Source organism: Agrobacterium genomosp. 2 str. CFBP 5494, from assembly GCF_900013495.1.
Classification (GTDB): domain Bacteria; phylum Pseudomonadota; class Alphaproteobacteria; order Rhizobiales; family Rhizobiaceae; genus Agrobacterium; species Agrobacterium pusense.
In genome coordinates this window covers 20,838-45,935 of record NZ_LT009718.1, presented here as the reverse complement: position 1 = coordinate 45,935, position 25,098 = coordinate 20,838, and the positions used below count along the sequence as shown (strand labels likewise).

18 protein-coding genes and 1 riboswitch are annotated in these 25,098 nt (G+C 57.9%); of the genes, 5 read left to right on the top strand and 13 right to left on the bottom strand.

What is annotated here, in order from left to right:
* Nucleotide 1 precedes the first annotated feature (1 nt).
* Entirely contained in the window at nt 2-1,903 is a 1,902-nt protein-coding gene (locus tag AGR2A_RS00190; protein ID WP_072495119.1) for an ABC transporter substrate-binding protein, read from the bottom strand.
* Complete coding sequence (locus AGR2A_RS00185; RefSeq protein WP_004443693.1) at nt 1,900-3,792, bottom strand: ABC transporter ATP-binding protein; 1,893 nt, start codon at nt 3,790-3,792, stop codon at nt 1,900-1,902. Before AGR2A_RS00185 ends, AGR2A_RS00190 begins: the two co-directional genes overlap by 4 nt.
* A gap of 210 nt (nt 3,793-4,002) precedes the next feature.
* Here AGR2A_RS00185 and AGR2A_RS00180 point away from each other — a divergent pair, with 210 nt between their 5' ends.
* The gene (locus AGR2A_RS00180) at nt 4,003-4,965 is read left to right on the top strand and encodes a glycosyltransferase family 32 protein (protein WP_072495118.1); all 963 of its coding nucleotides are present in this window, start codon (nt 4,003-4,005) and stop codon (nt 4,963-4,965) included.
* Here the strand turns inward: AGR2A_RS00180 and AGR2A_RS00175 are convergent.
* Entirely contained in the window at nt 4,957-5,700 is a 744-nt protein-coding gene (locus AGR2A_RS00175; protein WP_072495117.1) for a polysaccharide deacetylase family protein, read from the bottom strand. The two genes, AGR2A_RS00180 and AGR2A_RS00175, sit on opposite strands and share 9 nt — an antisense overlap.
* Nucleotides 5,697-6,794, bottom strand: coding sequence for a glycosyltransferase family 4 protein (locus AGR2A_RS00170; protein WP_072495116.1), 1,098 nt, complete (start codon nt 6,792-6,794; stop codon nt 5,697-5,699). The genes AGR2A_RS00175 and AGR2A_RS00170 overlap by 4 nt, the downstream gene beginning before the upstream one ends.
* 127 nt (nt 6,795-6,921) lie before the next feature.
* On the opposite strand from AGR2A_RS00170, the gene AGR2A_RS00165 reads away from it, so the two are divergent.
* Entirely contained in the window at nt 6,922-8,262 is a 1,341-nt protein-coding gene (locus tag AGR2A_RS00165; RefSeq protein ID WP_072495115.1) for a nucleotide sugar dehydrogenase, read from the top strand.
* A 13-nt stretch (nt 8,263-8,275) separates the two neighbouring features.
* Entirely contained in the window at nt 8,276-8,758 is a 483-nt protein-coding gene (locus AGR2A_RS00160) for a class I SAM-dependent methyltransferase (protein WP_072495114.1), read from the top strand.
* A gap of 33 nt (nt 8,759-8,791) precedes the next feature.
* Here AGR2A_RS00160 and AGR2A_RS00155 read toward each other — a convergent pair whose 3' ends face one another.
* The 4 genes from AGR2A_RS00155 to AGR2A_RS00140 form a co-directional block, all read right to left on the bottom strand.
* Nucleotides 8,792-10,486 (bottom strand): adenylate/guanylate cyclase domain-containing protein, encoded by a 1,695-nt coding sequence (locus AGR2A_RS00155; RefSeq protein WP_072495113.1) that lies wholly within the window; start codon nt 10,484-10,486, stop codon nt 8,792-8,794.
* 216 nt (nt 10,487-10,702) lie between these two features.
* A complete protein-coding gene (locus AGR2A_RS00150; protein ID WP_051634456.1) occupies nt 10,703-11,563 on the bottom strand; it encodes an MBL fold metallo-hydrolase in 861 nt (286 codons plus the stop codon).
* Nucleotides 11,564-11,753: 190 nt separating this feature from the next.
* Nucleotides 11,754-12,209 carry a cyclic nucleotide-binding domain-containing protein gene (locus tag AGR2A_RS00145; protein WP_004443676.1) on the bottom strand — a complete coding sequence of 152 codons (456 nt, stop codon included), beginning with the start codon at nt 12,207-12,209 and terminating at the stop codon, nt 11,754-11,756.
* A 43-nt stretch (nt 12,210-12,252) separates the two neighbouring features.
* The gene (locus tag AGR2A_RS00140; RefSeq protein ID WP_072495112.1) at nt 12,253-14,970 is read right to left on the bottom strand and encodes an ABC transporter ATP-binding protein; all 2,718 of its coding nucleotides are present in this window, start codon (nt 14,968-14,970) and stop codon (nt 12,253-12,255) included.
* Between the two features lie 344 nt (nt 14,971-15,314).
* Between AGR2A_RS00140 and AGR2A_RS00135 the strand changes: the two genes are divergently transcribed.
* Entirely contained in the window at nt 15,315-17,129 is a 1,815-nt protein-coding gene (locus AGR2A_RS00135) for an alpha/beta fold hydrolase (RefSeq protein WP_185933297.1), read from the top strand.
* Here the strand turns inward: AGR2A_RS00135 and AGR2A_RS00130 are convergent.
* Genes AGR2A_RS00130 through AGR2A_RS00110 form a run of 5 tightly spaced genes read right to left on the bottom strand, consistent with a single transcriptional unit; the run spans nt 17,097 to nt 22,885 of the window.
* The gene (locus AGR2A_RS00130) at nt 17,097-19,553 is read right to left on the bottom strand and encodes a glycoside hydrolase family 2 protein (protein ID WP_072495110.1); all 2,457 of its coding nucleotides are present in this window, start codon (nt 19,551-19,553) and stop codon (nt 17,097-17,099) included. The two genes, AGR2A_RS00135 and AGR2A_RS00130, sit on opposite strands and share 33 nt — an antisense overlap.
* Complete coding sequence (locus tag AGR2A_RS00125; protein ID WP_006699104.1) at nt 19,550-20,533, bottom strand: DUF1839 family protein; 984 nt, start codon at nt 20,531-20,533, stop codon at nt 19,550-19,552. The genes AGR2A_RS00130 and AGR2A_RS00125 overlap by 4 nt, the downstream gene beginning before the upstream one ends.
* A 6-nt stretch (nt 20,534-20,539) precedes the next feature.
* On the bottom strand, nt 20,540-21,448 hold the full coding sequence (locus AGR2A_RS00120) for an amino acid--[acyl-carrier-protein] ligase (RefSeq protein ID WP_004443662.1): 909 nt from the start codon (nt 21,446-21,448) through the stop codon (nt 20,540-20,542).
* Between the two features lie 4 nt (nt 21,449-21,452).
* On the bottom strand, nt 21,453-22,634 hold the full coding sequence (locus tag AGR2A_RS00115; protein WP_072495109.1) for an acyl-CoA dehydrogenase family protein: 1,182 nt from the start codon (nt 22,632-22,634) through the stop codon (nt 21,453-21,455).
* Nucleotides 22,634-22,885 (bottom strand): acyl carrier protein, encoded by a 252-nt coding sequence (locus tag AGR2A_RS00110; protein ID WP_003504852.1) that lies wholly within the window; start codon nt 22,883-22,885, stop codon nt 22,634-22,636. Before AGR2A_RS00110 ends, AGR2A_RS00115 begins: the two co-directional genes overlap by 1 nt.
* A gap of 182 nt (nt 22,886-23,067) precedes the next feature.
* A riboswitch (TPP riboswitch) is annotated at nt 23,068-23,179 on the top strand.
* 94 nt (nt 23,180-23,273) lie between these two features.
* Here AGR2A_RS00110 and thiC point away from each other — a divergent pair.
* The gene (thiC, locus tag AGR2A_RS00105) at nt 23,274-25,097 is read left to right on the top strand and encodes a phosphomethylpyrimidine synthase ThiC (protein ID WP_072495108.1); all 1,824 of its coding nucleotides are present in this window, start codon (nt 23,274-23,276) and stop codon (nt 25,095-25,097) included.
* Nucleotide 25,098: the final 1 nt, after the last annotated feature.

Here is a 25,098-nt window from a genome sequence, read left to right as displayed (position 1 = left end):
ATCAGGCGTCTCCGTCATACCAGAAGCTATCCGGCATGTAGACGCCGAGATAGGAAGTGGGTTCATAACCGAAAAGCGCCTTTTCCGGCACGTTCCGCATGCGCTTGACATGGACGACGGGCTGCAGCGCGCCGTTGACGATGCCGATGGAAAATACTTGCTGCGTATAGACGCCAAGCATTTCCAGCCAGATTGCCTGACGTTCTTCCTCGGTGACGCTTCGACGCCATTTTTTCAGAAGATCAAGCAAATGGGCCGCTTCCGGCAGATCGGGCTCTTTGCCTTCACGGCCGCCGGATAGATAGTGAATCCCCCAGACCGGCCATTGCAACTGGTCGTCACCGGTGGGGGCAAGGCCGGAAGGCAGCATGTCGGCCGTTGGCACGCCATTGTCCATACCCATCCACACCGACATCAGTACTTCTCCGCCCATGGCGCGCTTGCGGAAAACATCGCGCTGGGTGGGGCGTACAGAAACGGCAATGCCGATATGTCGCCAGTGATCCGTCACCAGCTCCATCACGTCTGTTTCGAGCGTGCTTTCGCCTGTCGTCTCGACAATGATATAGGCGGGTCGACCATCAGGCAGGAGCCGAAGGCCGGCACTGTCGCGCTTGTCGAGACCCGCTTCATCGAGCAGCCTGTTGGCCGCTGCGCGGTCGAAAGCGCTCCAGGCGTCCGCAAATTCCTGCCGGTAAAGCGGGCTTTCCGGCAGTACGGTATCTGCGCTTTCCTTCGCGAGCCCGTAAAAACAGACCATGTTGATTTCGTGCCGGTTGATCGCGAGCGAGAGCGCGCGGCGCACACGCACATCCTGGAAAGCGCTGCGCCAGACCGGGTCGGCGCAATTGAGATTTGGCAGCAGCGCGATGCGCGAGCCCTGGGAGCGCTTGTAGAGGTTAACTTTCAGGGGGAAGCGCTTTTCAGCATCCTTCAGGAAAGTGTAATCAGCGAAATCGAGGCCGAAATATTGCAGGTCGCTATCGCCCGACGCCGTCTTGGCCGAGATGATATCCGACGAGGTGACGTTGAGCAGGAAGCGGTCGAGATAGGGCAGTTGCAGGCCGTTTTCATCGACGCGGTGATAATAGGGGTTGCGTTCGAACACGAATTGTTCGGCCGGCGGCGCGGTGGTGTTACGCCAGGCATCGAGCGTCGGCAGATCCGGATTTTCGGGACGCACCTGCCGCGACATCTTGATATGCAGCCCGCTCCAGTCGTCTGTCTTGTTTTTCTTGATCAGCTTGGCGAGCTTTTCCGCCGTCTGATATTTGATGTGGAACTGTTTCATATAGGCGGCAGGCAAGAACAGCCGCGCCGGCGAGGCGGCCGCCAGTTTCGCCAGAAAATCTGGATTGGGGCCGTCCCAGGTGTATCGCACGGTCAGCCGGTCAACGACCTCGATCTGGGGCGGTTTGCCATTGACCAGAAGCTCGATCGGCGGACCGCCCTTGTGGATTTCCTTATTGAGGGCAACATCTTCCCAGAAATAGCGGAAATCCTCTGACGTGAAATCACTGCCATCGGACCACTTATGGCCTTCGCGCAGCCTGAAGGTGAAGATGCGTTCTTCCTGTACGTCGTAGCTTTCGAGAATATCCGGATGAAGTTCGAATTTTTCGTCGTAACCGACAAGGCGGGCATAGCTGCTGATCGGCATCAGGCGAATGTCGCGTTGGCCGCCAATGAGCATCCGTACCGAGCCGCCATGTTTCCCCGGCTCTCGGCCAAGTGCCTTCATGTCGATGACGCGCGGGTTTTTCGGCAGGCGCTCGGCGATGTCGGGCAATTCGCCCTTTTCGCGTTTTTCCTTGAAATAGGTGGGGTCGGTATAGGAGGCCCGCGCATAAGCCGGCACAAAGACAGAGGCCAAGAGGGCAAGAGCGGTGCGACGCGTGATCAAGGGCGAAGCTCCCGCATGTCGGCATTGCCGTTCGCAAGTACGAAATGGCCTTCCCCAAGATCGGCCGATACCATCTCGCCGTCCCCCTCGTCGCGGAACTGTTTGCCCCAGTCAAATTTGCCCGTCGCGCTGATCTTGCCGATGGTGCGGAAATCGAGCGGACGGTCGAGATCGGGGAAAGGCACGGCGGCCAGCAGGGATTTCGTATAGGGATGCACTGGAGCGCGCATCAGGATTTCCCGTGGCGCCAGCTCCACGATGCGGCCCTCGCACATGACCGCCACGCGATCGGCCATATAATCCACCACCGCAAGATTATGCGAGATGAAGAGGTAGGTAAGCCCGAGATCCTGCTGCAAATCTTTCAGCAGATTGAGAATTTGCGCCTGCACGGAAACATCGAGAGCGGAGACGGGTTCGTCGCAGATCAGCAGTTCCGGGCCAAGTGCGAGGGCTCTTGCAATGCCGATACGTTGTCTTTGCCCGCCCGAAAAACTGTGCGGATAACGGTTCAGCGCGCTTTCCCCAAGCCCGATGGCCCTGACGAGATTGCGCACTTTTTCGGAGCGATATTTCGCATCACCCCGACCGTGGATTTCCAACGGCTCGCTCAGGATGTTTCCCACGGTCATGCGCGGCGATAGCGACGATATCGGGTCCTGAAAGACCATCTGTATCTTCGACCGGAGCTCTTTCAGGTCATCGTCCCGGGCGTTGAGGACATCGATATCGCCCTGCGGACGGTGGAAGGTGACGGAACCCTGATCCGGGCGAACGGCGCGCATGAGGATTTTGCTGACGGTTGTCTTGCCGCTGCCGCTTTCGCCGACCAGCCCCAGACATTCTCCACGACGGATCTCAAAGCTGACGCTGTTTACCGCTTTGGTTGCGCTGGCGTCACCTTTGCGGAACCAGCTCGATTTGCGCGTCGTGAACGTCTTGCTGATATTGTCCACGGTCAAAAGCGGACCAGGGGTTTTGTTGACCGTCGCGGTTTTCTTGCCCACCAGGCTTTCATGGTCGACGTTGATTTCGCGTAGCGCCTTCAGCCTCTCGCCCGGCTTCATGTCGAAATGCGGAACGGCTGCCATCAAACCCTTGAGATAGGGATGGGCTGGCGATTTGAAGATATCATCGACCGTGCCGGCTTCCATGATCTCGCCCTGATAGATCACGGCAACCTCATCTGCAATGTTCGCCACCACGCCGAGGTCATGGGTGATTAGCAGCATGCTCATATTCAGCCTGCTCTGCAGGTCACGCAGCAGCTTGAGGATTTGCGCCTGAATGGTCACATCAAGCGCCGTCGTGGGTTCGTCGGCGATCAGAAGCGCGGGACGACAGATCAGCGCCATGGCGATCATGGCGCGCTGGCGCATGCCGCCTGAAAGCTCGAAAGGATACATGTTCACGACCTTCTTCGGGTTCGAAAACCCGACGAGATCGAGTGTCTCATACATTTTTTCCGCACGTTCCGCCGGCGAAAGGATGCTGTGGATTCTGAGCGCCTCGTCAATCTGGTTGCCGATGGTGTGCAGCGGCGAAAAAGAGGTCATGGGCTCCTGAAAGATCAGCCCGATGCGGTTGCCACGGATGGCGCGGATTTCGCGGCCGTCTTTGGGCAATTGCAAAAGATCGACGGGACCGCCCGCAGTGTTTTCCGGATCGGTGAACAGCACGCGGCCATTCACACGAGCGGTCTTGGGATGGATGCCCATGATCGTCTGGCCAATGACGGATTTTCCGGAGCCGGATTCACCGACCAATGCGGTTACTTTTCCCGGAAGAATGCGGAGGCTCGCCCCCCTGACTGCATCGATCGTTCCACCCATGAGAGAAAACGAGACCTGCAGATTTTCGATACGGAGCAAATCTGCGCCTGCGCTCATGCCAAAGGGTTCCTTGCCGCCTCTTTATCGTTGCCTTGTGACAATTGCTCGGGAGGGCTTAAAGCAACGTTATCGCAGGGTTTGTTGTCTGTCTATCCTTCTGAAACATCGAATTCTTTAGCAAATTTGAAGCCGGCTTCCGAAATGCTGCGACTTGCCCCACCGCGCTTGTTTCGTAATATGCTGACGGGAGCTTTCGAACGAGGATCCATGTCCGACAAGAAATATTACGACGCCAAGCTGAACGATGCGCGTCAGTTGCAGAATAACGGCCAATATGCTGAGGCGAACGCGCTTCTCTTATCGCTGGTTGCAGCAAAGGACGGGCATCTGATGGGAGAGCAGACGGTGCTCGGCCTGCCGCGCCGGCTGCATGCCGCACGGCTGCGTCTTGCCAAGGCCGAAGGCGATATGGTCGCGAAGATCGGTTATCAGTATACGCTGGTGCCACCCCCGCAGGTGCTGGAAAAATATGCGCGATTTTCCGTGGAAGAACGCCGCACAATAAACCTCAAAAGCCGGGAGGATGTGCCGAGGCTCATTCATCAGATATGGATTGGCGAGAAATCGCCGCCCATGTCGGTCGAGGCCTGGGCTGCCCATGCGCTGAAGCACGGCTACGATTATCGCCTTTGGCGGGAAGCCGATCTTGAGCGGGAAGGGGTTTTTGCGAATAGCGTCTTTAACAGGATGCTGGGCGAGGGCGACTATCCGGGTGCTGTTGACGTCGCCCGCTACATCCTGCTCGAGCGGTTCGGCGGCATCTATCTCGACTGCGACTGGTATCCGGTGCGCGACGACGTGAGTTTCGATTCATTCCTTCCCCTTGCGGGTCTCACGGCATTTGATGAAAAAACGCCGAGGAATACCGGACAGGGAAGTATGCTTCTCGCTAATTCCTTTATTGCCGCTCCAGCTGCGCATCCGGTCTTTCGCAAAATGCTGGCCGCCTTTCCCGACATTCTCGAAGAAATGCCGCGCGCGCCGGCGTGGTGGTCCACCGGCCCGTTGATTTTCACCGTTATTGCCCGGCAGGGAAGCATCAGCCTTGCACCGGCAGCGTTTGTCGCGGCATCCGTTCCGGACCGAACGCCGTTTGATACAGTTGATGCGATCAGGCGGGATCTGGCCAAGGATGCCGGCGGGCTGCTGATCGCCTGGAAATCATGGTGAGATTGCTTCGACGAGGTCTTCAGAGGAGCACCAGCGTGCTGCGCGGTGCCGTGCGGTCACCTCGAAAAGCCGCCGGAGGAAATGCCAGACGGTGTCATCGTGCACGAGATGATGGGTAAGGATGCCGATTGTGCCGCCTTCCTCGGCAGCGCGCAGGATGCGGGCCGCCGTCTCGGCAAACAGGACATCGTGGTCACGGCCGCCGCGGCTGCCATGCCAATCGATCACATCCACATGCGTATTCAGACATGGCGGCGCTGTGTCCTTCTCCGGACCGAAAACGGAGAGGGCCCGATATCCAAGCCCTGTCAGTTCCCTCACTATATGGGCGTCGATGCGGTTCCATGGGGGCACCAGCATGGGCACGACACGTGGTCCATGCAGATCGTAGAGTTTTTCCAGCCCGGACTGCAGCTCGTCGAGAACGAGGGGAAGTTCCCGGTGGAGGCCAAGCTCCTGTTTCTTTTGTCCATCGCCGGCATAATTGGTATGCGACCAGCCGTGAACCGCCACCTGGGCAATGTCCGAGGCATCCAGATGCTGCGCGAGCCTGCGGGTCGTCGTTTCGGGAATGACCGCGAGGGTGACCGGAACCGAGAAACTTTCGCAAAGATCAAGCAGGGTATCGAGTGCCCCCGTCGGGTCCACTGCATCGTCGTCCCTGAGCCACAGATCGGCCGAAATGCCGCGACGTCCGCATTCGTCCAGTGCTGCGACGAGTTTTTCGAGACTCATGATCTTCGTGCCTTTGCTTGCATCAAAATATCGTTCAGCTTGGTTGCGGCATTTTCCAGAGACCGTTCATGCATGACGAACCGGCGGGCTGCTTTTGCCAGTTCCTGTCGCCGCCTGTCGTCGTAGAGCAAGGCCTTGATCGCATCGGCATAAGCGGCACTATCATTTTCAGGTGTCAGTAATCCGGTGGCGCCAGATTTTACGACTTCGGGAACGCCCGCCACTTTTTCGGCGATGACGGGCAGGCCGGCTGCCTGTGCTTCCAGATAGGCAAGGCCGTAGGCCTCGCCGTGACCCGGCCAGACATAAATGGCAGCTTTCGAGAGAAGCGCTGCGATCTCGTCTGCGGCTTTTTGCCCGTGCCAGACGAGGCGATTTTCAGGGAAGCCGCTGAACATGGCTCGCACCGCCTCGCGTTCCGGACCGTCGCCAACGATCTCAAGTGTCCAGTCTAGGTCTTGTGGTAGCAGGGCGAGAGCGTTCGACAGGGCGCGATAGCTCTCAAGTTTGTCGCCCGCCCTCATCATGGCGACGGTGATGAGCCGTGTCCGTTTCGGCTGGGGAACAACCTTGAGGAAGGGCGCGGGGTCGATGAAAGGCGGAAGCATCGCCCATTGAAGCCCAGGAGAGGCCTGTACGAGCCCTTCGCGATCCCGTTCGGTGAAGCAGATATTGACTGCGGCTTCGTTCAACGACGACAACAACCCGTCCTGCACTGCCTGCCAGCCCATGGCGTTGCGCTTTGGCGAATAGGATGCTTCGGCGGTGACGTAGGATATATTGAAACGGCTGGTGAGTTCCGGTCCGAGCAGGTCTGGAGCCTTGTAGTACGGGTGATAACAAAACCACAGGTCCGGTGCGCCGTGCAACCGCCAGCGCTCCGCAATAGTCTCTACTTCACGTTCGGCCCGGTCGGCGAGGGACGACCGCTCGGGATCATCCGGCTGTCTCAGGAAGCTTCGCAGCTCGGACGCGACAAAAACCTCATGGCTACCCATTGCCATCGCCTGCATCAACAGGCGGGCCATCAACCGGTCGCCGGAAGGAACGGGGTGGTTGGGTGCTTTGAGCGGCGAATAAAACGCGATCTTCATGCGGATGGTTGTGCGTTGGTCGTGCCTCTGGCGTCAACCGGAATTTGAAGACGCGGAGCCTTGACAGCCTCGCCATTCTTGCCCAACTGAAAGACATCTTTTGCACATGCGCGGAGCGTGACACGCTTTGACTTCTCCAGACATTTCCCAAGCCCTGCTTTCCAGCATCGAGAACAAGAGCGCCAAAGCGGGCGTGATCGGCCTCGGCTATGTGGGCCTGCCGCTTGCCATGACAATCGCCAGAGCTGGTTTCAAGGTTGTCGGTTTCGACATCGACCCCGGTAAAATTACTGCGATAGATGCGGGTCAGAGCTATATCGAGGCGGTTTCGGATGCCGTGCTCGCAGGAGCCAGGCAAAATGACGGCTTTGTTGCCACATGCGACTTCTCCAGATTGGCCGAGTGTGACGTGATCGCCATCTGCGTACCGACGCCGTTGACGAAGTATCGCGAGCCAGACCTTTCCTATGTCGAGAAGACCTGTCACGACATTGCCGCGCATCTGCGCAAGGGGCAGCTTGTGGTGCTGGAATCCACCACCTATCCCGGCACTACCGATGGGATTGTGAAAACCATTCTGGAGAGCACCGGTCTCGTCTCAGGTATCGATTTCTTCATCGGCTTTTCCCCTGAGCGGGAAGATCCCGGCAACCGGGACTTTGAAACGTCGACCATTCCGAAGGTCGTTGCGGGTGACGGCGAGGCTGCTGGGCAGCTAATGGCGGCTTTTTACGGATCGGTGGTCAAGAAAATCGTTCCGGTCTCGACCAACGCGACGGCGGAGGCCGTGAAGATCACCGAAAATGTCTTCCGCGCCGTCAATATTGCGCTCGTCAACGAACTTAAGGTCGTCTACGAGGCCATGGGTATCGATATATGGGAAGTCATCGATGCGGCAAAAACCAAGCCGTTCGGTTTCATGCCATTTTATCCCGGCCCCGGTCTTGGCGGTCACTGCATACCGATCGACCCTTTCTATCTCACCTGGAAATCTCGCGAATATGAATTGCCAACGCGGTTCATCGAGCTTGCAGGTGAAATCAACACCGGCATGCCGCGCCACGTTGTGGGGCGGGTTGCGGAAGCGCTCGACATCCATTCCGGCAAGGCGCTCAGCCGCTCGAAGGTGCTGGTCGTCGGTCTCGCCTACAAGAAAAATGTGCCCGATATTCGTGAAAGCCCTTCATTGAAGCTCATCGAGCTTGTTCAGGAGCGCGGTGGCGAAGCGGCCTATTTTGATCCGCATGTGGCCGAAATCCCGAAGACACGGGAATACAGCCACCTGATGGGCATGAAGTCCGTCTCCTGGGACAGGCAGTCCATCAGCGCTTTCGATGCTGTTCTGGTTGCGACCGACCATGACAATGTGGACTATGCCGCCCTTGCCGAATGGGCTCCGCTGATCATCGACACGCGAAACGCCTTCGCGCGCCGGGGCATTTCCGCAAGACACATCATCAAGGCCTGATAACGGACGGATCATGAGCAGACTGGACAGTTTCATTCGCCGGTTGACCGCGCAGCGTGACATTCTCAATCATGTCGCCGCCAATCTTGATATGCCGGATGAGGGTGCGCTCATGGAAATCGGCCTTGGAAACGGGCGAACTTTCAATCATCTGCGGGAACTGTTTCCGGGGCGCAGGATCATTGCGTTTGACAGGGCCATGGGTGCCCATGCCTCGTCCGTTCCGGCAGACGAAGACCTGGTGATCGGCGAGATATCGCAGACCGCTCCCGCATTCGTCGGTGCGGAAGCGGCAATGGTGCATGCCGATATCGGCACGGGCTATCCGGAAAAAGATGCGATCACATTGACATGGTTGCCCGATCTCGCCGCCGGCATGCTGGCGAAAGGCGGCGTCGCTGTCAGCGGTCTGCCTCTCGATCATCCCCTGCTGAAACCGTTGCCGGTTCCGGAGAGCGTGCCGACGGACCGTTATTTTCTCTATCGCAAGATATAAAAGATCGGTCCGACCCCAAACTTCCGGGTCCTGTCACAAATAGCGTTCGCTCTCTTCCTCCGAGAGTAGAAACACCTTCATTTGTGAGTTTCGACCGCGAATGGCGACCTGTTCGCTTCTGAGATCGGTAATATCCTGTCCCGCCTGTATGATGGCCGGTTCGGAGACCACGATTGCGGCGCCAAATTCCTTGGCTTTGGATTCAAGCCTGCTTGCCACGTTGACGGTATCGCCAATGGCCGTCAGCGTTTTGGCAGCCCCATATCCCATGACCCCGACGATGCTCGGACCTGCGTGAATGCCAACCACCACCTCAAGACGCACGGCGAATTGTTTCTCCAGCCCTTCGTTCAGGATCGCAATATCGCGCAATATGATTGCTGCCGCCTTCATGGCATTGCGACAGGCGTGCTGGCTGTCGTCGCCTAGTCCAAAAAGCGCCATGGCGCCGTCACCGATAAATTTGTCGAGATGGCCCCCTGCCTGTTCGACGGCCTGGCCGACGATGGTGAAATAGCGGTTCAGGAGAAAGACGACATCGTAGGGCAGCTTCGCTTCCGACAAAGTTGTGAAATTGCGCAGATCGCAGAAGAGAATGGCGATCTCCTCTTCCCGGCCCGGCCGGGCCGGCTGGGCGTCCGCCGGCAGGTCACTGTGCTGGGGCGGTGAAACCAGAAGGGCAACGCCGAGATCATGGGTGGGACGCAGCTGGCAGCCGAGCCGCACATCCGAATCGGCATGGATGCGCCTTAATGTGGTTTGCTCGATGTCTCCGGGTGGAGGGAGCGGCCCCTTGCTTTCCATGACTCTAACCCGGCAGGTCGAACATCGTCCTTTACCGCCGCATACGGAATAATGCGGGATGCCTGCCAGACGGCTGGCTTCCAGAATGCTGAGTCCCGCCGGCACGCGCGCCTGCGCACCATGTTCGTAGCGGATTTCGATGGCCGTCAACCGCTGTCGCCAGCTTCTTACACCGCGCATCGCGAAGACCAGCATCACCGCGCCGGCAAAAATCGCCTCTGTCGTCCCGGTGATAAACCGGATTCGTGTTTCCATCTCCCGCTGCAGCGGAAGTTCGTCTCTCTGAACGATGGTGTCGCCCAGTCCCGGAGGGAGCGCATATTTGCGGTCGACTTCCTCGAGCCAACGGCCGGCATCACTGAAGCCCAGCAGCGCCAGAAGCGGCAGCATTACAGCTATGGTCATGAAGATGCCGGCGATTTTCGGGTACCAGTCGCGATAACGCAGCCAGAAATAGAGGCCGATACATCCGTGTATCCAGATGACGATCAGGGCGAGACTTTGCCACGCGCCACCCATGGGATTGTTGATCCAGAGCCGGCGGACGACGGTATAATAACCGATGTCGATGCCGTAGAGCATGTGCGACACGCGGATATTCACTGCATGGCTCAGAATGAGGAAGGGGATCGACAGGCCGAAGATGACCTGAAGCGCTTCACGAAGCGGCATGCGCAACGTTCGGCGCTGGTAAAGCGAGCGCAGGACCAGGCTGACATGCACCAGGACCGAGCCGTAGAAAAGCAGGCTGCTAACAGGGTTGAGCCAGATGAGGCTGAACCATTTTCGTGCCCGTTCGGCGGTGTCGATGGAAATGAGCGCAAGGGAATGATTGAAAAGATGCGAAAAGACAAAGGCAAATATAATCAGGCCGGATAAAATCCGGGCGCGTCTCAAACTGGTTTCCGAAAAGAAACGGATCATGCAAATCCCATCGTGAGGTCGTTCGGCCCAGAATCATCAGTCGGTCGATCGTCGCGTCTTTAGTGCATGACATCTCGTGGCAATATCGTGGAGCAAACGAGCGGCGATGGTCAATTATGCGTGTTTAAGTACCCGAAGCCACCAATGACTGGTGAGGCCCCTTCAGATTTCCGGTCAAATAGTCACGCGAAGTCAAAAACACCATGACGGCGGCTATCAGATTTCGATGACCTGACCGTCCATGGCTGCGAATGCGCCGCTGAACAGGGCTTTCGCCTGTTTTTCGATCATGTCCAGCTCTTCGTCGCTGCGGCTTGGGGCGTGATGGATGAAACCGACATTTTTCGCATCGGCCAACTGGGCGAGGCGGATCGCCTGCTGCCAGGACGAATGGCCATAGCCGCGATAAAGGCCCATCTCGTCATCGGTAAACATGGCGTCATAAAGGAAAAGATCGGTATCCCGGATGAGATCAAGCACAGTTTCGTCGATGCCGCCGGGCTCGTGTTCGGTATCGGTGATGATGGCGAGGGACTTTCCCTCCCAGTCCAGCCGGTATCCGACGGCGTTGCCAGGATGGTTCAGCATGCCGGTTCGGATCGAGAGGCCCGGATGGACGTCTAGGGTATCACCGGGCATGAAATCCCGCGTGTCGATTTTTGCGCAGCAAATTTCCAGCGGCACGGGAAACCAGGGCGGGCTCATGAAGTCCTTGAGCATTTCCCGTGTCGTCATGGCGCCCGCGAGATGACCCGACCAAATCGAGACGTCATTGCAGCTATTATAGAATGGCTTGAAATAGGGAAAACCGACAATGTGGTCGTAGTGGCAATGGGAGAAGAAAAGATCGACGTCGGTAACCCCCTCCGCCCGAAGCGCCATGCCCGCAGGATGAAGTCCCGACCCCGCATCGAACAAAAGGACATGGTCGCCGCATCGAACCTCGATGCAGATGGTATTCCCACCGTATTTTCGGAAGTTTTCACCTGAAACAGGAAGCGTTCCCCGCGCCCCCCAGATCTTCACCCGAAAATTTCTGTTACTTTCCCGACCCGCAGTGTCGGAATTGAACGCCATGACACACCCCAATGACAACGGAATCTTGCACGCTTTCCTCCCATGAAGCCCGTTGTCTCTATAGATCTTATTTCCCGCCCTTTTCGGGCGGATGCCTTTACCCCTTATTCAGTCAGCATTTCATTTATATTGCAATAGTACGACATTTATTTTTCCAATATCGACCGCCGGGGTAGCATAGAATTGCCGCTTATGTTCTGGCGTTTGTCCTGGCTTTGCTGAGTTCAGCCGTCGTCTGGGTGAGACGTTCGGCCAGAACGCGCATGACCTTGATAGTGATATCGGGGAAATCAGACATCAGCTTGAAGAATTGTTCCTTGCCGATCCGAAGAGCTTCCACATTGGTGGAGGCGCGGACGGTGGCGGTTCTGACGCTGTCGCAGAGAATTGCGATTTCCCCGACGATGGCGTTGCCGGTCATTTCCGCCACTTTCAAAGTGCCAGAGGGAGAATCGACCAGAACATCCACCTTTCCAGTCAGCAGCACATAGGCCGCGTCGCCGACGTCACCCTGCCGGAACAGCACGTCGCCGGCGTGATAGGAAACGCGGTCCGATGCGAATGCGAGCAGTTTCAACTTGGAGGGTTCCATTTCGGAAAAAAACGGCACCCTTTTCAGCATCTGAATTTCGTCTTTGAACAGCATTGCCTTACCCTGTTATTGTTCCACCTCGGTCACATTCTTGGAATTATGTCGCGACCATCTCCTTGAATGTACCGTTTTCCTCGACCAGAGTCTCGTAACTTCCGTCAGCGGTGATCAGCCCCTGATGAACAACGATGACCCTCTCGAACATGCGCGAGAGGTGCGCATTCGACAGAACCCATATGATCGAGGGGTTATTGTTGTTCTGTTTCAGGAGTGTGATGACCCGTTCAACAATTTCTTCCTGCTGTCTCGGGTCGAGGCCCGGAAGCGGGCGGTTGAAGACGTAAATGTCGGATTTCCGGATCAGCGCCCTTGCCAGATTAAGCTTCTGGCGCTGTAGCGGGCCTAGCCGCTTGCCGCCTGCACCCAGATTGAAATCCAGACCCACCGCCAGCACCCGTTCGTAAACGCCCTGCTTGCGCATGACGTCAGCAACGATGCGGGTGATGCGCCTTGAAGCATCGGTGTAGCGGTGGCTTACCTTGCCGAAGAGAATATTATCCAGAAGACTGGTGGCGCTCATGTATTTGGTCGGATCGTAGATTTCGATCACATTTTTCAGACTGTCGGGCAGCTTCTCGTGGAACATGTGCCGGACCTCGACGATGCGGTTCATGATTTCCGGCGTCAGCAGGCCGAAACGCTGGCGGGGCTCGATATAGAAGAAGCTCAGCCGCAGCATCGCGCGTTTTTCGCTTTCATTGGCCTCGTCGAAATTCCGGCCCTGAAGGCGTTGCAGCATCTGCTGATAGACAGGAATATCGTCAGGCGTCATGAAGGTGAGCTGCTGGAAGAAGGGGTGATCCCCCGGCAGATCGGCGAAGATTTCCACGATGTTCTCGGCGATCGTGTAGCCCATTTCGAACAGGGTTTTGACCAGGCCGGTCTCGCGCATCAAAGAGCGGAAATAGTCGCTTTCGATGACCGTCCTGATTGACTGGGACGAGTCCCGCATGGTGCCGAAAAGCAGGTTTTCGCCGACCGTCGCCTCGCTATTGTAGCTCTCCAGCTCGAAAGGCGCGATCAGGCCGCTCAGATTTTCCTTTTCCAGCTCGGCGCGCAGGACATGTCGCAATTCAACGATCCGGGCGGCGAGATGCAGGTCTGTCAACGGGTCGATCGACGATCGCAGGGCGAATTCCAGAATGTCCTGCGACAGTTCCACACTGTCGAGAACAGCTAGAATCGCCTGTATGAGATTTTCCGGTTTGCCGTCGCCTGCCGGACTCGAAGCATAATCGATCCATTCGCTGTTGATGTCGATCAGCGGATTGCCGGCCATCTTCGCTTCACGGATTTCCCATTTGCGATGGTCCAGCGCCGGGCCCTCATAGTTTTTCTCTGCAAGCGGCGCGTGTTTGAGACCGTATAGCAGGTTGTCCTTCAGGCTGGCATGGAAGAAATAGCTGTCCGAGGACACGTAGGAGATGCGCCGTCCCGTCAGCGATTCCGGCAATTCCAGAATGTCGACGTCGTTGATGCTGATCTTGCCTGAGCTCGGCCAGAGCGTGCGGCCTATCGCATCCGCCAGTGCCTCGCCTCCCGCACCACCGACGATGGCGATAACCTCACCCGGCTCGATCTTGAGGGATGCCTGTTCCAGAAGCCGGCTGCCGCTATCGTCTTCGAGCGTCAGATTGGCGACGACGAGCGGTGCGCTGATGGCTGCGACGGCACCGGGAGAAAGTTTCTGCACCTTCTCGTCGATCATGTTCGGCGCATCGAACTGTTCGAAGACCTGCTCGTACTTTACCTGCACATCCTGCCGGGCCTGATCCCAGTCGATCAGCTCCTTCAGCGGACCTGGCAGTTCCTTATAGGCGTTGATGACGGCGACCAGCTGCCCCACATCGAGGCTGCCCTTCAGGGTCAGATATCCGCCCAGCGCATAAAAGAAGAAGGGGGTCAGCTGGGCAAGGAAGTTATTGATGAATTTGACCAGAAACTTCCACTGGTAGAGATCGTAGCGAATCTTGAAGATGTCGCCGAGGCGATGCGAAGCATCCGCACGCTCGTAATTGGACGTGTCATAGGCATGAATCGTGCCGATGCCGTCGACCATTTCACCGATACGTCCGGCGAGCTGGCGTGCACTCAGCTGCCGCTGACGGCCGAGTTCGATGAGGCGGCGGCGCATCTTGGGAATGATGCCGACCTGAATTGCTGCCATGAAGGCCGCGATCAGGCCGAGCCAGAAGTTCTGCACGAGAATGAAGAAGAGGGCGGAGAGCGCCTGGCCGCCGAGAAGGGCCGGCTGCACGAAGGCGTCGCCGGTAAAACCGCCGAGCGGCTCTACCTCGTCCTTCACCATGCTGGAGATTTCTGCACCCTTCACCCGTTTGAAATGGCTGGGCGGAAACCTCAGGATCTTGTCGATAAGTTCGAAGCGAATACGCCGCAGAAGCCGTTCGCCAAGCCGGCCCTTGTAGGTATTGATGTAATATTTGAAGAGCCCATTGATGATAACAAGCGCAAGGAACGTCAGGCTGAGCGCCATCAGCATCGACATGCGGTTGAGCTCAAGCCCCGGGAACAGGGTCACGGTGCCCCAATACGGGATATCGACCGTGAGATGCATGAAGAGCTGGGTTGCATTCGCTCCTTCGAAGCCGTCTCCCTGAATGGGGCCGTTGACGATCTGCTTGGGCAGGTCGAAGGCGAGGAAATAAGGGATCATGGACAGGGCGACGATCAGCAGAATGAAAAGCTGCTGCCGCTTGGTATGCGACCAGATGTAACGCGTAAGGCTTTGTTCCATATAAAACTTCTATGACCTGTCGGGGCGGGCCCGGCGTGTTGGTTTGCGCGGTGTCTAGATGATCCGGCGGCCGGGTGGCGCAACCTCCTCCTGCAAATAGGTATGTGACTCGCTATTTATCAGCATATTCAAGCGGTTTCGAGAAAAATAGCGGCTCAAACGCGACCTGTCGCCACGCGAAGCCATTCTGTCTGCATCGCATGCGTTTTCGTCGATCCAGACGACATGGTATTTTTAGGATTCTCTAATGTTATTGTTTTTATTGTAGAACAGGCATTAAGACACTTCGGTATAGTGATCCCGTAATGGTTGAGCCCGACGCTGGCGCAATGGTGGCAAGGTCTATGGCAATAGATATTTCAGAGCATACAAGCAGCAATTCTTCCCTCGATGCATTATTGCTTTCCGGCACCGCGGCGGACGGCACGATCGCCCGTCCGGTTTCCTTTGACGGGCTTGCGGGTATTTTTCATCCGGCACGCCAGGACTTGCGGCAGGAACACGCCGTTCTTTTTGTCAGTCCGTGGGGCATGGAGGAGCTTTGCAGCCGCAAGTTCCAAAGGGTTCTGGCCGAACGGCTTGCGGCTTGCGGCGTCGCCAGCCTGCGGTTTGACTATCTTGGCACCGGAGATGCACTTGATCCGGAAGATGCGAGCCGCGTGGCGGACTGGCTTTCCGATACGCGGGCGGCGCTGAACTATCTCAGGCGCCTCTCCGGATGCTCGGGCGTGGTCGTCATCGCCCAGGGCCTCGGTTGCCCGATCGCTGCCGAGGCGCTTGCCGGAGCCGCCAGTTCCATGGCGTTTCTGGCACCCGTCGTCTCAGGACGTGCCTATCTGCGCGAACTGGCGATGTGGTCCTCGATGATCGACGATGGACTTGGCCTGCGTGCCAGCCAACGCATGCCACAGGCTGGTGCAATCGCCGGCATGGCGATGCCAGCCGGTGTGGCCGATACCGTCAAGAAGATCAATCTTTCGAATCTCGATGCCGCTCCGGCTCGCCGCATTCTCGTTTTGTCGAGGCCGGGCCGCGTCACGGACGGTGATTTCGCCACACACCTCACCGCAATCGGCGGTGAGGTGGAGGAGGCCGAATTTTCGGGCTATGACGATCTCGTTTCCAGTCCCACGCTGTCGAAAATATCGGAAAATGTGGTGAGCCGGCTGGTGGGCTGGGTCTCTTCTCAGACACAGGCCTCAGGCTCCGCGGCCTGCCCGGCTGATTTCGTCATCAACGCGGCGCAGCGCGGTCAGGGTTTTTTCGAACAGCCGGTGCAGTTTGGTGAGGGCGGGCGACTTTTTGGCGTTTCCTGCACACCGGACGACCGGCGTGCGGTCTCCTCGGTTTTGCTGCTCGGGGCGGCCTATGACCGGCACGCGGGCTGGGGCAGGCTTTCGGTGCAGATCGCCCGGGCGCTTGCCCGGGAGGGTGTCGCTTCCCTCCGTTTCGATGCGGCCAACATTGCCGATAGTCCGCCGGTCAAAGGCGTGCCGGATCAGGTTCTTTACGATGCCGCGCAGAATGACGATGTGTCCGCCGCGCTCGATTTCCTCGAACGGGGCAGCAATGGTCCGTTCATCGCGGCGGGCCGATGTAGCGGCGCATACCTTGCCTTTAATGGCGCGCTTGTCGATGACAGGATTGAAGCGGTGGTTGCCGTGAACCCGGTTGTCTTCCACTGGCGGAAAGGCCGTTCGGTCGATGAGGCGTTGCACAAGCGGCCTCGCTCCTTTGGGGAATACAGTCAGCGGTTTCGTCAGGGCGCCACGTTCAAGCGTCTCATCAGCGGCGATGTGGATGTTGTCAGTGCCGGATTGAATATCGTCAAGGCGACGATGAAGAAGCTTTCGACAAAAACGGCGAGGCTGTTCCGCCGTGGCAGCGAGGAGGGACGGGCCGTATACCGCGCTTTCGATCTGCTGAAAGCAAAAGGGACTGCCGTCAATCTGCTTTACAGCGACAATGATGATGGTCTGGAGCATTTCCGCTATTATTTCGACGCCGACGGGCAGGGGCTGTCCGCCTATCGAAATGTGTCGCTGACCATCATCCCCGATGCCGACCACAACCTCTCCACGCCTGAGGCGAAGAGAACCTATATGGAGACCGTGAAGAGCGTGGCCCTAAAAGGAAAATTGTCGTCTGGACCCCAATGACACCACGTCACCGGAAGGAGGCGTCTGAGATCCTACGGTCTCCGGCACAAGGCCGATCTTTCTGCTCTCGTCGGGGGCAAGGTGGAACCAGTTTTCCGAAGCGCGGTAACCTTCTGCGGCAACATGGACGGACTGCGCCAGACGGTCAGTGCCGATCTCAAGCGACCAGATATCGTTGTTTTGGCTGATGGCGACCTGGAGGTTTGCCGCGTGCAGCGCCTTTTTCCGGCCGAGCGGAAAATGGAATGCATCAGCAATGACTTGTCCGGTCGCAACGTCGCGAAGCCGGGCCACCGTGACATCATGGGACGGCGGGCCGAAACGGTAAGTGTAGGTCGTATCGAAAAACGCCCCGAACAGATCAGTCGCGGCAATCGTCTGGCTCTGTCGCGATGACAGCGTGATCGATCGCTTGGCATGAACCACGGGTTGGGCGCCGTCGCGCAGGCAGGTGAGTTCGAGCATGCCCTCCAAGGCGTTGCCGGTCTCGTTGATCAGCTGAATGTCCAACCCGTTCGTGCCCTCGTCGAGCAGATTGACCTGGACGGGGCGAAACGCCCTTTTCAGCGCATGCCAGACGGATTTCGGCCTGCCGGTGGCATCGATGATACCCCAGCCTGCACCGGGAAGGAGGTCCTGCAGGGTCCAGACAAGAGCGCCCTGGCAGGGTGAACCGCTGCGCCGCCATTCGGCGAAAGTCGCCTCCATAACTTCGGCCGTCGCGGCCCGGGACATGTCGAGATAAAGACCGCCGTCTTCTCGCCGCAGAACGTCCGGTTCGACATCATAAAGCAGCTTCAGATAGTGATCGCGAACATCCTCGAAATCCCAGGAGGCGCCGCGATCACGCGGTGCATGCGCTTTCCACCGTGGATCGTGCACGGCCACGCCGGGTAGATACCTGTCCAGCGTTTCCTGTTCGGGTACATTGGCGAAGGCCAGGCACTCTGCGGCAAAGCGCAGACCGGCGCGACGCGCATCTTCCAGCGGACGGCAATAGGCGCCGACGCCGTAATAATGGCCGACCCCGGTGTTCGGAAAAAAGGGCAATGCGCCGCCGGAGGGGGAATTAGCGACATAGGCCGCGTCCGGCCGCTTGTCGGCAAGAAGTTCCGGCAGAACCTCTTCGGTCAGCGTTCCCTTCCATATCTGTTCCGGAAGGCCGAGCATCGCGCCCTGCTGGTACATTTCACTGCCACCGCAAAAAATGGCGAGCGATGGAGAAAGCGCGGTGGCTTCAAGGAACTGCGAGATTTCCGTGACGATGTGCTGGCGCAGACTCTCGTCCCTTGCCGGATAATCGAAATTGGCGAGCATGGCGTCCTGCCAGACCATGATGCCGAGTTCGTCGCAAAGTGCGAAGAATTCCGGGGTCTCATAGGTCATGGTGCCGCCGATGCGGATCATGTTCATGCCCGCTTCCGCTGCTTTTCGAAGCCATGGCTCGTAGTCCGGCCTCGTTCCCGGCAGGCGCACGATGTCGGCCGTCGTCCAGACCGCGCCACGGCAGAACACCGGTTGACCGTTCACCCTGAGGCCGAAACCTTTACCGTCTTCGCCGTGATCGATCTCGACCTGCCGGAAGCCCGTGCGTGCAAGGCGATGTTGCGTGCCGTCCAGCTCAAGAACGACGTCATGCAGAGTTGGCCTGCCATGCGTGTGTGGCCACCATTGCTCCACATCAGTTATGCGCAGTTCGCCGGAAAGTGTGCCGCCTTCGTCTAGAGAAAGATCGGCGCTGTAACCGGCGCAGCCAAGCTTTGCCGACTTTATCGGGCGGCTACCTTGTAGCGCGATGCTGACCGTTCCCGTTCCGGCCCCGTCCAGCGAAGATTGCAGCGTGCAGAGAATTCCGTTCTGCCGTATCAGGCTGATGGGTCGCCATGGGCCGGCGGCGTGTATTTCCGGGCACCATCCAGGCATATAACCCAGTGCAGTGGTGCGGATCAGCCGCAGCCCCTGCGTATTCATCATTTGCGGCCGCCAGCGAGCGCGGGGACCGGTTTTTTCAAGTCGGGGTGCCAGCGCTCTGAAGCAGATCGCGAGTTCATCCGCACCCGTCAGTTCCACAGGCACTTCCAGTCTTTCAAACATGCTTTGGCTTGCCGCGATCAGCTCACCGTTGAAGAAGATCTCCGCGATGGTGGAAAGACCGTCGAAGCGCAGGGTGGCACGCTCCCGGACATCGGAAATCATCGTCAGCCTGTACCAGGCGTCCCTGTCATTGAGGGGCGTCGGAGCGAGGCGGTCGAACTTTTCAGCGGCTTCCAAAGCCTGCGCCACGGTTCCGGGAACGGAGACATGGAGGCTTTCGAGCGAGGCGGGAATATCGGAGGGCGTTTCATAGGCATCGGCGGGCGTCAGCGCCAGCGTCCAGCCTTCGCTCAGCAATTCCTCGCTTTCACCCGGAAGATAGGTCCTCACGCGGCCTCGCTGGCATCAGACAGTTTTTTGCCAAGGCTTTGCATCAGACCATCCCATGCATCCGCGGCCGGATCGAGAACGGTGGCCAGCGCATCGAATTTGCGGCGGGTGACGGCGCGCGCAAGCTGGAACTGCACGGTCTTGGCAACCTCGGAGATTTTTAGCGCGTGGTTCTTTGCCTCAGAAAAACTATCCGCGTCCAACCATTCGAAGTGGCTTGCCGCCAGTTCGAAATTGGCACCGAGCTGGCGTAGCGTATTGAACGCGTATTTGTGGAAAAACCCGAAGGGCCGGTCTGCGACCTTTTCCACCTGTGCCGGAAACACCTTTGCAAAGGCCCGGACCGGGTTGGAGGATGGCCGCCGGGAAAAATGAAACTTCAGGAGCCGTTCGGCGGTCTTGCGAACATGCGCCGGCGAAGGATTGCCGTCCGCGAATTTCGCAAATTCCGTATAAGGCAGGAAAGGCGGGTCGGTTTCAGCCAGATGATGCTGGAAAAGCCCATCAAAGTCCTCGCCGGAGAGATGGAAGAAGCCGGCATTGTGGAAATAGTCGAGTTCCCGCTTTTCGAGATCGAGCCGGTTGATGGCGATCGTGGTCTTGCCGTGTTCCTTGCGGTAGCCCACCCCATGGGTATCGGGCATATAGAAACTGTCCATCTCGATCAGACAGATGCGGCCGCGTTCCAGCTGCGCCTCGATGTGGTTTTCCACCTTATCGAAGATCGCAAGCTCGGTGGCGCGAACGCCATAAAGGGCTTCGAGGTCTTCCAGCGGCACCTTGAAGAAGGTGAATTGGTCGCCTTCGAAGTCCTGCGTCAGGGTGAAACCGAACATGGCTTCCGGGGATAAGCCTTTCGAAGCCAGCACCTCGATCCATAAATCAATATAGCAATTGGTTTCCGGCCACATTCTTTCGGAAGAATGAAGCGGATGCTGCACATAGTTTTTGGGATCGAGACCGGGAAAAATCTGCTGCATGGATAATCAGCCCCAGAGTGTTTCCACGACTTTCGCAGGCCATTTCTTCACATCGAGACCGTGATGGGCAAACAGTGCCAGCGCGATGCGTTCAAGGCCGAAACCGACGCAGGCGGTGTGGGCGACATCGCCATTATCGAGGTTCAGACCCCATTTCTGGCCGAAGGCGTCCTGATGGTAGTTAAAGCTCATGCAGGCTGTCGGGCTGGTCGTTGACGTGACCGGGATCAACAGTTCGAATTTCAGGTTCTGGTCGCGCTGGTTGTTGGCGAGCATCTTGCCCGCGCGGCCGAAGAAAGGATCGTTGGCGATATCGATGGTGACATCGAGCCCGACCGCTTTCATCATCTCAACGCCGCGATCCATCCAGGTCTGGCGGAATTCGGTGACGTTGGCCTCGGTGCCCATGCAGACATATTCGCGCATGCGGAAAAGCTGCTGGCGGGCCGGATCCTTGGAGGGCTCGTGGCGGAAGCAATAGGACTGGATGTCATAGAGACCGCCGCCGGCAGGCAGCGCGCCACGCTTGGCGATCGTTGGATAAAGCGGGTAGCAGGCCGCTGGCGTCAGTACGATATCGGTTGCTTTCTGATCCTTGGTCCAGTCGCCGCCCTCATCCATGGTCTTCAGCAGGCTGACATGGTCCAGTTCGCAGCCGCAAAAGGAATGGACCGTGCCGGCGAGCTGCGGGAAGCTCTTCATGTAACCGCTTTTTTCGAAATAGGCGCGGTTGATGCCGGGCGGGAAACGGATCGCTTCAGCGCCATCGGCGCCACCGGTGCGGTCGATCAGCCGCTCGAAAGCGGCAATCACGTCCTCGAACTGGCCGCTGCGTCCATAAAGACCGTCCACACCCGTTTCAATCAGCAGGCCTTCTTCGAACAGTCGATCGAGGAACGATGTTTGCATGTCCATGGTCTTATCCCAAGAGGCTGGTGTCCTGCCTGTGAACCAGCAGGAGATTGGCGGAATTGCCGAGAATACGGTCGTTGGAAATCATCAGACGGGCGGAGTGCGCGTCGCGCAGATGCCGGCCGAGGCTGTAGGGCGTGCCATTCTTGTAGCCCATGATGCCGCAGACCAGCATGGCGTGGTGGATGATCTCGAGAATGGTTTCCGAAGAGCAGATTTTCACATTGTTCATGGCAACGGCAAAGGCCATCGACATCAATTTTTCCGGATCGCTCTTGGTGTCCTCATAGGCCTTGATACCGGCTATGATGTTGGATTTCACCACCTGCAGCTTGGTGGAAACCTCGGCAAGGCGGATCGCGCCGGGAGGAGCCGTTCCGGGCGACTTGCGGGCCGCAGCTCTGACAAAAGATTGGGCGCGCAGCACCGCATCCGACGCGATACCATACCAGACGGCGCTCCACAGCAGATGCGAGCTTGCAAGCATGGATTGTGCAGCGATTTCTGCGAAAGGCTTTGGGAAAATCTGCGCCGCCGGCGCTTCGCCGCGGAACAGGAAGCCGTCCGAACAGGTGCCACGCATGCCGAGCGTATCCCAAACATGGGTCTTCTCAAGCGTATACTGGTTTTTCAGGAAGACGGTCATCACCTGATCGGCGGGCGCGGCATCCTTGTGGGCGCGCGACGTAATCAGGATCGCATCGGCGTTGCTGCCATAAGAAATGACCGTGGCGTCCTTCTCCAGCCGGCAGCTATCACCTTCGACTTCGATTGCGCAGATGGAGTTACGCAGATTGCCGCCGATGCCGCCTTCGGTGGTGGCGGAACCGAGCAGAAGCTGTTCGCCGGCGACGCGGCGCATGAAGTCCGCGTGCCATGCGCTCGCCTCTCCATGTTCCACAAGACTCGACAGTTTGATGTGGTGCATGGCGAAAATCATCGCCGTTGCCGAACAGCCCTGCCCAAGCCGGGCGCAGATATCGGCGATTTCCTGAAGGGAGGCGCCTTCGCCGCCCAGCAGTGAGGGGACCTGTATGCCGAGCAGACGTTCCTGCCTCAATGCATCAATGGCTTCCTGCGGAAAGCGACCGGTGACATCCACCTCGTCCGCATATTTGGCGGCAATTGCCGCGACACGGCCCGCGCGCGCGGACAGCGTTTCATCCTGCGGCGCGACGGTGACGTTCATCAGGCTGCCTCTTTACCATCGAGAATGAGTTTAACAGTGTCTTCAATGGCCTTGATGCTGGCGAAAGACTTGCGGTTCAGCAGATTGTCCGGGAATTCGATATCGAATGCTTCTTCGATGCCGAGCATCAATTGCACCGATGCAAAGGAAGAAAGGCCCGCCGCGTAAAGATCGGCTTCATCTGCAATCGTATCGACGGGGGTTGGAAGCTGGCCGAATTTTGCCAGTATTTCACGTATAGTCGCATTCATTCCGACGTATCTCCCATGAATTTCACATCAGGATGGTTTGTGCTTATGGTTACGTTGCAAACGATAATATTCGCCTAAACCGTTAGGTTAATTACAACTAACGGCAGCATGCGCCATTCCCGCACCTTTGCCAAGCATGGATCGCCGGTCTTGACAAAAGCCTAAGGGTGTTTTTTGCTGGGGCCATTCACCAGGGGTGTCCCGTCAAGGGGCTGAGATTCTGCTTTCATGCGCAGTGACCCGTTGAACCTGATCCAGTTCATACTGGCGTAGGGACGGTGCAAAGACCTGATGTCGGGCGGCGCATGGCGCCGCGTTTCGGCACACAGGTATTTTCCATCATTCCGGCTCGAACTGGGTCTCCACTGTTAAACTTTGGAGCCTCAAGATGAATATCGCTGCCAAGACTATACCGCTTACGGTCACCACCGGACCGCATGCCGCCTCCACGAAAATCCATAAGCCCGGAATTTTGCATCCGAATATCCGCGTGCCGATGCGCGAGATCGCGGTGCACCCGACGGCGGGCGAGCCGCCGGTGACGGTCTATGATTCCTCCGGCCCTTATACCGATCATGCTCATACAGTCCTTATCGAAAAGGGTCTGCCGCGTCTGCGTCATGACTGGATCGTCGCGCGCGGTGATGTCGAGGCCTATGAGGGTCGGCACGTCAAGCCGGAGGATAATGGTTTTGCCACCGGTGAGCGCCTGACGCCTGAATTTGGTGTACGTCATCAGCCGCTGAAAGCGACGGCGGGCAAGGCGGTGACGCAACTTGCCTATGCGCGGGCGGGCATTATCACGCCCGAAATGGAATTCATCGCCATTCGCGAAAATCTCGGGCGCGAGGCAGCGAAGGAGAAGCTCGCGCGTGACGGTGAGAGTTTCGGCGCGCATATTCCTGATTATGTCACGGCGGAATTTGTGCGTCAGGAAGTGGCGTCGGGCCGCGCCATCATTCCAGCCAATATCAACCACCCTGAACTTGAGCCGATGATCATCGGCCGTAATTTTCTGGTGAAGATCAACGCCAATATCGGCAATTCCGCCGTCACCTCCTCAATGGCGGAAGAGGTTGAGAAGATGGTCTGGGCGATCCGCTGGGGTGCGGATACGGTCATGGACCTTTCAACCGGCCGCAACATCCACAATATCCGCGAATGGATCATCCGTAATTCGCCGGTTCCGATCGGTACCGTGCCGCTTTATCAGGCGCTGGAGAAGGTGAACGGCATTGCCGAAGACCTCAATTGGGAAGTGTTCCGCGATACGCTGATCGAGCAGGCGGAGCAGGGCGTGGATTATTTCACCATCCATGCCGGCGTGCGGCTGCATTACATACCCCTCACCGTCAACCGCGTCACCGGCATCGTCTCACGCGGCGGCTCGATCATGGCCAAGTGGTGTCTGCATCACCACAAGGAAAGTTTCCTCTATGAGCATTTCGACGAGATTTGCGACATCTGCCGCGCTTACGACGTCTCCTTCTCGCTGGGCGATGGCCTGCGTCCCGGCTCGATCGCTGACGCCAATGATGCGGCGCAGTTTGCGGAGCTGGAAACGCTGGGCGAGTTGACGCAGATCGCCTGGGCAAAGGATTGCCAGGTGATGATCGAAGGCCCCGGCCACGTGCCGATGCACAAGATCAAGGAGAATATGGACAAGCAGTTGAAGACCTGCGGCGAAGCGCCCTTCTATACGCTTGGGCCGCTGACCACGGACATTGCGCCCGGTTACGACCACATCACGTCTGGCATTGGTGCTGCAATGATCGGCTGGTTCGGGACCGCCATGCTCTGCTACGTTACGCCGAAGGAACACCTCGGTCTGCCGGATCGTAATGACGTGAAGGTGGGTGTCATTACCTACAAGATCGCCGCTCACGCCGCCGATCTTGCCAAGGGTCATCCGGCCGCGAAAGTGCGGGACGACGCGTTGTCACGTGCAAGGTTCGAGTTCCGCTGGGAGGATCAGTTCAACCTGTCGCTCGATCCCGATACGGCTCGGTCCTTCCATGACGAGACGCTGCCGAAGGAGGCGCACAAGGTTGCGCATTTCTGCTCCATGTGCGGACCGAAATTCTGCTCGATGCGGATTTCCCACGATATCCGCGCCGAGGCGCAGAAGGAGGGGCTTGAGGCCATGGCCGCGCGCTTCAAGGAAGGCGGTGAGCTTTACATGCCGCTTCCGACGCCTGCGAATGCCGAATAAA

What these genes read in the sequence shown, in the direction of transcription:
- AGR2A_RS00185 (WP_004443693.1), bottom strand. Translation starts at nt 3,792, where the DNA reads ATGAGCGCAGGCGCAGATTTGCTCCGTATCGAAAATCTGCAGGTCTCG.
- AGR2A_RS00125 (WP_006699104.1), bottom strand. Translation starts at nt 20,533, where the DNA reads ATGCAGCAGATTTTTCCCGGTCTCGATCCCAAAAACTATGTGCAGCAT.
- AGR2A_RS00140 (WP_072495112.1), bottom strand. Translation starts at nt 14,970, where the DNA reads ATGGAACAAAGCCTTACGCGTTACATCTGGTCGCATACCAAGCGGCAG.
- AGR2A_RS00135 (WP_185933297.1), top strand. Translation starts at nt 15,315, where the DNA reads ATGGCAATAGATATTTCAGAGCATACAAGCAGCAATTCTTCCCTCGAT.
- AGR2A_RS00145 (WP_004443676.1), bottom strand. Translation starts at nt 12,209, where the DNA reads ATGCTGTTCAAAGACGAAATTCAGATGCTGAAAAGGGTGCCGTTTTTT.
- AGR2A_RS00170 (WP_072495116.1), bottom strand. Translation starts at nt 6,794, where the DNA reads ATGAAGATCGCGTTTTATTCGCCGCTCAAAGCACCCAACCACCCCGTT.
- AGR2A_RS00150 (WP_051634456.1), bottom strand. Translation starts at nt 11,563, where the DNA reads ATGGCGTTCAATTCCGACACTGCGGGTCGGGAAAGTAACAGAAATTTT.
- AGR2A_RS00180 (WP_072495118.1), top strand. Translation starts at nt 4,003, where the DNA reads ATGTCCGACAAGAAATATTACGACGCCAAGCTGAACGATGCGCGTCAG.
- AGR2A_RS00110 (WP_003504852.1), bottom strand. Translation starts at nt 22,885, where the DNA reads ATGAATGCGACTATACGTGAAATACTGGCAAAATTCGGCCAGCTTCCA.
- thiC (WP_072495108.1), top strand. Translation starts at nt 23,274, where the DNA reads ATGAATATCGCTGCCAAGACTATACCGCTTACGGTCACCACCGGACCG.
- AGR2A_RS00120 (WP_004443662.1), bottom strand. Translation starts at nt 21,448, where the DNA reads ATGGACATGCAAACATCGTTCCTCGATCGACTGTTCGAAGAAGGCCTG.
- AGR2A_RS00160 (WP_072495114.1), top strand. Translation starts at nt 8,276, where the DNA reads ATGAGCAGACTGGACAGTTTCATTCGCCGGTTGACCGCGCAGCGTGAC.
- AGR2A_RS00155 (WP_072495113.1), bottom strand. Translation starts at nt 10,486, where the DNA reads ATGATCCGTTTCTTTTCGGAAACCAGTTTGAGACGCGCCCGGATTTTA.
- AGR2A_RS00175 (WP_072495117.1), bottom strand. Translation starts at nt 5,700, where the DNA reads ATGAGTCTCGAAAAACTCGTCGCAGCACTGGACGAATGCGGACGTCGC.
- AGR2A_RS00115 (WP_072495109.1), bottom strand. Translation starts at nt 22,634, where the DNA reads ATGAACGTCACCGTCGCGCCGCAGGATGAAACGCTGTCCGCGCGCGCG.